Below are 6,827 nucleotides of genomic sequence, written 5' to 3'. Positions count from 1 at the left end.
AAGCGGGACGCGGGGGCCAAAAAGCGGCCGCGCAGTACCACCGGCGCTGTCCCATGGCGCGGTAGGGAAAGGAGTGGATACAGCTTCAGCCCCAGTGACGGGCGGCAGGAGCCACGCATGGGCAACGCCTCATGCAGGTATCAGGGGGAGCTGTGGCCCGCCGCAGACAGCGGCGGCGCGTGGAACCGGGGGGGCTTGCAGCGCCCTCCCAGGCGTCAGACCATCTGCAGCAGGCGGTCCAGCGACAGGTTGACCCGCACGTCCTTGAAAGCCACCACACCGGTGACCTTCCAGGGCGGCATGCCCGTATCGCGGGGAATGGGCTCGCCCGTGGCCATGCCGTCGCGGTTGGTCACCACGGCCACGCGGGGGGTGGTGGCGGTGGTGCCCCGGCGGATGACCACGCCCACTTCACGGCTGGCCAGGCGCACAAAGGCACCGGGGGGATAGACGCCCAGGGTCTTGACGAGGGCGGCGCCGGCCTCGTCCACTTGGTGCTCTTCGTCGTAGTAGCTGGCCTGCATGGCGGCAGTGACAGGCATGGGCAGCCGTGCGGCGCGGGGGGCCAGGCGGGCGCCAAAAATGTCGGCGCGCTGCAGCAGGCGGGCCATTTGCTGGGCTTCGGTCTTTTTGGCCAGGGGCCCGGGCGTGCGGTGGTGGTGGCAGCGCACGGCCTCCAGCCACACCGGGTCGGCCACGCCCAGGTGGCGCAGCAGCGCCTCGGACCGCGCCGCGTGGTCTTCCACGGCGGCAATCTGGGTCGCGGTGAGGGGCTGGGTCTGCAGCACCAACTGGTCCTGCAGCTCGGTCATGGCGATGTTCATGCTCAGCGCTGCGTGCCCCAATTGCTGCACCCGGCCGCTGGGCCAGCGCAGCATCTCGCGGGCCACCACCATGCACACGCAGCTGACCAGCATGGAATGCGTGGCGCTGTACATGCGCGTTTCCTGGGCCGAGAGATAGATCAGTGCCAGCAGCGTGGCGTCGGGCGTCTGTTCGCAATGGCGCACCAGCTCGTCGTGCAGGGCCTGAAACCGACCGCCAAAGTCGCTGGGCGACGGGGCGCGCAGCAGCTGCGTGGCGCGCAACTGCAGCTCGGGCCAGTCGGGCAGGGTTTTGCCCGAACGCGCAGCGGCCGCTGCGGCGGCCTGCTCGCCGGCCGTCATCTTCATGGCGGCGATCTCGCCCAGGTTGGTGTCGGCGATCAGCATGCGCTGCAGCTGCGCCAGGTAGGCGCGGTGGCTGCCGCCGGATTCGTCGGTGTCCACACACAGCTCGCGCCCGCGTTCGACCAGCTTGGCCAGCTCTTCGCGGGTGCGGATCACATAGCCCTTTTGCGCCAGCAACACGCCATCGGCCCCCCTCAGCACAAAAGGCAAGGGGTGGCCCAGCTGGATGGATTCGATGTTGAGGCTGACGAGGTTCATGGTGCGCATTGCATTATCCGACGGCTACCCCCCGCCAAAGCCCGCGCAACCCCCGTGATTGCCCTGCTTTTTGGGCTCACGCCGGGGGGCGCGCCAAGTGCTGGCGTCAGGGGGCGGAATGCGGCGCTGAGGGTGCCGTGGCCCGGGCTGCGGGGGCCGCCGGTGCGCCCGGGGCATGGCGCCCCCCGCGCAGGCGGCGGGCCAGCCGCCCGAACCCCTGTCCCAGGTCATCCACCCCGGTGAACACCGCCGGAATCACCAAGAGGCTCAGCAGCGTGGAGGTGATGAGCCCGCCAATCACCGCCACCGCCATCGGCGAGCGAAAGCTCGCGTCGGCCGCACCCAGGCCAATGGCGATGGGCAACATGCCCGCACCCATGGCCAGCGTGGTCATGATGATCGGCCGTGCGCGCTTGTGGCAGGCGTCGATCAGCGCCTCAAAGCGCGTCATGCCATGCTCGCGCCGCGCCAGAATCGCGTACTCCACCAGCAGGATGGAGTTCTTGGTGGCAATGCCCATGAGCATGATCAGCCCGATGAGCGAGGGCATCGAGAAGCTCTTTTGCGCAATCAGCAGCCCCACAAACGCGCCACCCAGCGACAGCGGCAGCGCCGCCAGGATGGTCACCGGGTGCAGGAAGTCCTTGAACAGCAGCACCAGCACGATGTAGATGCACAGCACGCCGGTGAGCATGGCCAGGCCAAAGCTGGCAAACAGCTCGCCCATCATTTCGGCGTCGCCAATCGTGATCTGGCGCACGCCCGCCGGCAGGTTCTGGATGGAAGGCAACGCCTCCACCGCCTTGGTCACGTCGCCCAGCGGCTGGCCCGAGAGTTCGATCTCGAAGTTCACATTGCGCGCGCGGTCGTAGCGGTCCACCACGGCCGGGCCGCCGCTGAACTCCAGCGAGGCCACCTGGCCCAGCATCACCGGGCCCTTGGCGCCGGGCACGGGCAGGCGTTCCAGCAGCGACAGATCCTTGCGCGCATCGTCCTGCAGCTTGACGACGATGGGCACCTGGCGCGCAGCCAGGTTGAGCTTGGGCAGCGACACGTCGTAGTCACCCACCGTGGCAATGCGCAGGGTTTCAGCGATGGCGCTGCTGGTCACGCCCAGGTCGGCGGCGCGGGCAAAGTCGGGGCGCACGGCAATTTCGGAGCGCACGAGGCTGGCGGTGGACGAGATGCTGCCCAGGCCGGGGATGGTGCGCAGGTCCTTTTCGACCGCCAACGCGGCCGTGGTCAGCGCCTGCGGGTCGTCGCCCGTGAGCACCAGCACGTATTTCTCGCCCGATCCGCCCAGGCCCACCTTGCTGCGCACACCAGGCAGCGTCTCCAGCGCGGCGCGGATCTTGTTCTCGATGCCCTGCTTGCGCGGCCGGTCGCCGCGCTCGGACAGCAAGATGGTCAACGTGGCCTTGCGGGTTTCGGTGCTGGCGCCGCCCATGAAGGGGTCGGTGCCGGCCGAGCCGCCGCCGATGGTGGTGTACACACTCTGCACATGCTCCACCTGGGCGATGCGCTGGCGCGCGTCTTCGGCCACGGCACGCGTCTGCGCCAGCGTGGCACCGGGCGGCAGCTCCAGGTACACCTGCGTCTGCGAGTTGTCGTCCGGCGGGATGAAGCCCGTGGGCAGCAGCGGGATCAGCGCCAGCGAGCCGATGAAGAACGCCGCCGTGGCAATGAAGGTCATCCACCGGTGCTTGATGCACCACACGGCCCAGCGCAGGTACACCGTCATCCAGCGTGGGTCCTTGTGGTCGCCCACGATCGGCTTCAGGATGTAGGCCGCCATCATGGGCGTGAGCAGGCGGGCCACCACCAGGCTGGCAAACACCGCGAGCGACGCCGTCCAGCCAAACTGCTTGAAGAACTTGCCCGCAATGCCGCTCATGAACGCCGTGGGCAAAAACACCGCGATCAGCGTGAAGGTGGTGGCGATCACGGCCAGCCCGATCTCGTCGGCCGCCTCCATGGCCGCCTGGTAGGGCGTCTTGCCCATGCGCAGGTGGCGCACGATGTTCTCCACCTCCACGATGGCGTCGTCCACCAATATGCCCACCACGAGCGACAGCGCCAGCAGCGTGATCACGTTGATCGAGAAGCCCAGCCAGTACATGCCGATGAACGCCGGGATCACCGACAGCGGCAGCGCCACGGCCGACACAAACGTGGCGCGCCAATCGCGCAGGAACAGCCACACCACCAGCACGGCCAGCAGCGCGCCCTCGTACAGCAGGTGCATGGAGCCGTCGTATTCCTCCTGCACCGGCTGCACGAAGTTGAAGGCCTCGGTGATCTCCAGGTCGGGGTGCTGCGCGCGCATCTCCTGCAGGGCCGCCTGCACGGCAGCGCCCACCTCGACTTCGCTCGCGCCTTTGCTGCGCGCCACTTCAAAGCCCACCACCGGCTTGCCGTTGAGCAGCGCCAGCGCGCGGGGCTCGGCGATGGTGTCCGTCACCGTGGCCACCTGGTCTAGCCGCACATGGCGGCCGTCCGACAGCGCCAGCGTCAGGCCCGCCAGCTCTTGCGCCGACTGCACCGTGGCCAGCGTGCGCACGGGTTGCTCGCTGCCGCCCAGGTCGGTGCGGCCGCCAGCGCTCTCGGTCTGCACCAGCCGCAGCTGGCGCGACACATCGGCCGCCGTGGCGCCCAGGGACTGCAGCTTGACCGGGTCGAGTGCCACATGCACCTCGCGCTGCACGCCACCCACGCGGTTGACGGCGCCCACGCCGCGCACGGTGAGCAGCTTCTTGGCCACGGCGTCGTCCACAAACCAGGACAACGCCTCGTCGTCCATGCGGGCCGACGCGATGGTGAAGGCCAGAACGGGCTGCGCGGCCAGGTCCATCTTGGTCACGATGGGGTCGCGCACGTCGCCCGGCAGGTCGCCGCGCACGCGGGCCACGGCCGAGCGCACGTCGTCCAGCGCCTCCTGCGTGGGCTTCTCCAGCCGGAACTCTGCGGTGATGGTGGCGCCGCCGTCCTGCACCTTGGTGTAGATGTGCTTGAGGCCCTGCAGCGTGGCGATGCTGTTCTCGATCTTGCGCGCCACGTCGTTCTCCAGCTGCGCGGGCGAGGCGCCGGGCAGCGCCACCGTGACGGAGATCGTGGGCAGGTCGATGTCGGGAAAGTTCTGCACCTTCATCGCGTTGAAGGACAGCAGGCCGCCGAAGGTCAGCAGCACAAACAGCATCAGCGCCGGTATGGGGTTCTTGATGGACCAGGTGGATACATTCATCTGGAATGCTCCTCAATTGATAGCTGCTAGCGCATGATCCACTAGCGCTACAGGCACTTTTTGCATGAAATGTCCGCTGGAGGACTGCTTGCCCGCCGCTGGCGCCGCCGCAGGGGCTGCCACGCGCACGAGGTCGCCATCGTTCAAAAAGCCCGCACCGCGCACGGCGACGGAGGCTCCGGCGTCCAGGCCCGACAGCACCTCGACCCGGTCGGCCACGCGGCGGCCGGTCTGGACCTTGCGCATCTGCACGCGCTGGTCGCCGCCCACCACAAACACGTACGAGAACCCGTCGCGCACCACCAGCGCCTCCTGCGGCACGGTGAGCGCGTCGCTGCTGCCCAGCGCGAAGTCGCCCCGCGCAAACATCCCGGCTCGGAAGTCCGCATTGGCGGGCAGATCCACGTAGACCAGCGCATTGCGCGTCTGCGGGTCCACCGTGGGCGCGACCATGCGCACGGTGCCCTCGGCCACGGCGCCGCTTGCTGCGGTGACGCTGACTTTGGCGCCGGGCTGGATGCGCCGCAGCTCGGTGGACGTGACCTCGGCGCGCCACTCCAGGCGGCCCTTGCGCACCATGCGGAACAGCTCTGTGCCGGCACCCACCACCGCGCCGACCGTAGCGGTGCGCGCCGAGATCATGCCACTGTCAGGCGCCACCACCTGGGTGTATTTGAGGCGCAGCTGCTGCGCGTTCAGCGCGGCCTTGGACGCCTCCACGCGGGCCTTGGCGGTTTGCTCGGCCGTGGTGAACTGCTGGATCTGCTGCTGGCTGAGTGCGCCCGTGGCCTGTAGCGAGCGGGCGCGATCGGCATTGGCGGCGGCCTCGGCCGCATTGGCCTGGGCTTCGAGCAGGCTGGCGCGGCTCTGGGCCACATCGGCCAACACCGTGTCGGCCGAGAAGGTGGCCAGCACCTGCCCGGCCTTGACCACATCGCCCACGTTCACACGCACGTCGGTCAGGCGCAGGCCGTTGCTTTCGGCCCCAATGCTCGCCTCTTGCCAGGCCGCGATGTTGCCATTGGCGGCCAGGCGCAGCGGCACCTGCATGCGCTGCGGTTGCGCCGTGCTGACGGTGAGCGCAGGTCGGGGCTGGCCCGCCTTGGGTTCATCGGCTGCACGCGATGCACCCGAGAAAACCAGCGCACCGCCCGTGGCCAGCACGCAGGCGGTAATCACGGCGAAGGCGGTGGGGGAAAACTTGAAGGAGAAGGAGGAGTGTTGCATGTGCATCTGTCCTGAAAAATTCATATCAGCTGTGCATGGTGTTGGGCGTCGTCCACTGCGCTTGAAACCGGCGATGCGCAGGCGAGGCGCAAAGCGCCTCAGGGGGTGTCTCATAGCTTCCATCCGCCGCCAGCGGCGCGGTACAGCGCAATCCAGGCGGTCTGGCGCTCGTGCTGCAGCGCGACCAGCGCGTTCTCGGCGGCCAGCGCTGTGCGCCGGGCATCTTCCAGCTCCACCAGGCTGGCCAGGCCGCCGCGCCAGCGCGCCTCGGTCGCGTCGAACGATGCGCGGTAGCCGTCGGCGGCAGTGCGCGCGCTCGCGCTGCGCTCGGCTGTGCTTTGCAGGCGCACCAGGGCTTGCTCGACCTCGCTCACGGCCTGGCGCACCTTGGCGCGGTACTGCGACGCGGCCTCGTCGTAGCGGGCCTGCGCTGCATCGGTCTGCGCGGCACGCCGGCCACCGTCAAAGAGGGGAACGCTGAGCGCCAGCGGGCCGATGGTCCAGGTGTTCAGGTCCGTGGTCACGCCCCCGTGCGCACCTGGGCTGCACCCACGCTGCCGCTGAGGGTCAGACGTGGATAGCGCTGGGCCTGGGCGCTGGCGACGTCGGCGCTGGCGGCCGCCACTTCGCGCTCGGCGTTGTACACGTCGGGGCGCTGGGCCAGCACCTGGGCGGGCAGTGCGTCCACGGCAAACAAAGTGTCCGGGGCCGCAGCCACCGGCTGGGCCAGCCGGGTGCGCAGCGTGGGTTCTTCCCAGCCGGTGAGCGCCACCAGGGCCTTGACCTCCACATCGCATTGCATGCGTTGCTGCGAGGCGCGGGCCTGGGCCTCGGCGGCGCTGGCGCGTGCCAGTGCGGCCGTGGCGGGCGCAGTAAAGCCCGCACGTTCGCTGAGCTGGGACAGGCGGGACGTTTCACCACGGGACTGCGCG

Annotated in this window: 3 protein-coding genes and 1 pseudogene; all 4 read right to left on the bottom strand. The window is 69.1% G+C overall.

The features are described 5' to 3' along the window. Window positions 1-215 precede the first annotated feature (215 nt). Complete coding sequence (locus tag DBR23_RS11685; protein WP_108498355.1) at window positions 216-1,427, bottom strand: HD-GYP domain-containing protein; 1,212 nt, start codon at window positions 1,425-1,427, stop codon at window positions 216-218. 106 nt (window positions 1,428-1,533) lie between these two features. Next, the gene (locus DBR23_RS11680; protein ID WP_108498350.1) at window positions 1,534-4,668 is read right to left on the bottom strand and encodes an efflux RND transporter permease subunit; all 3,135 of its coding nucleotides are present in this window, start codon (window positions 4,666-4,668) and stop codon (window positions 1,534-1,536) included. Between the two features lie 12 nt (window positions 4,669-4,680). After that, window positions 4,681-5,895 carry an efflux RND transporter periplasmic adaptor subunit gene (locus DBR23_RS11675; protein ID WP_108498354.1) on the bottom strand — a complete coding sequence of 405 codons (1,215 nt, stop codon included), beginning with the start codon at window positions 5,893-5,895 and terminating at the stop codon, window positions 4,681-4,683. Window positions 5,896-6,005: 110 nt separating this feature from the next. Beyond that, window positions 6,006-6,827, bottom strand: a pseudogene (locus DBR23_RS30565) (TolC family protein); the annotation flags it as partial.

Source organism: Acidovorax sp. HMWF018 (assembly GCF_003061035.1).
GTDB lineage: Bacteria > Pseudomonadota > Gammaproteobacteria > Burkholderiales > Burkholderiaceae_C > Acidovorax > Acidovorax delafieldii.
Note: the sequence above shows the minus strand (reverse complement) of the source record. Positions and strands in the feature narration are given on the sequence as shown.

Bases quoted from the DNA above. Each gene is read 5' to 3' on its own strand.
- DBR23_RS11680 (WP_108498350.1), bottom strand. From the start codon at position 4,668: ATGAATGTATCCACCTGGTCCATCAAGAACCCCATACCGGCGCTGATG.
- DBR23_RS11675 (WP_108498354.1), bottom strand. From the start codon at position 5,895: ATGCAACACTCCTCCTTCTCCTTCAAGTTTTCCCCCACCGCCTTCGCC.
- DBR23_RS11685 (WP_108498355.1), bottom strand. From the start codon at position 1,427: ATGAACCTCGTCAGCCTCAACATCGAATCCATCCAGCTGGGCCACCCC.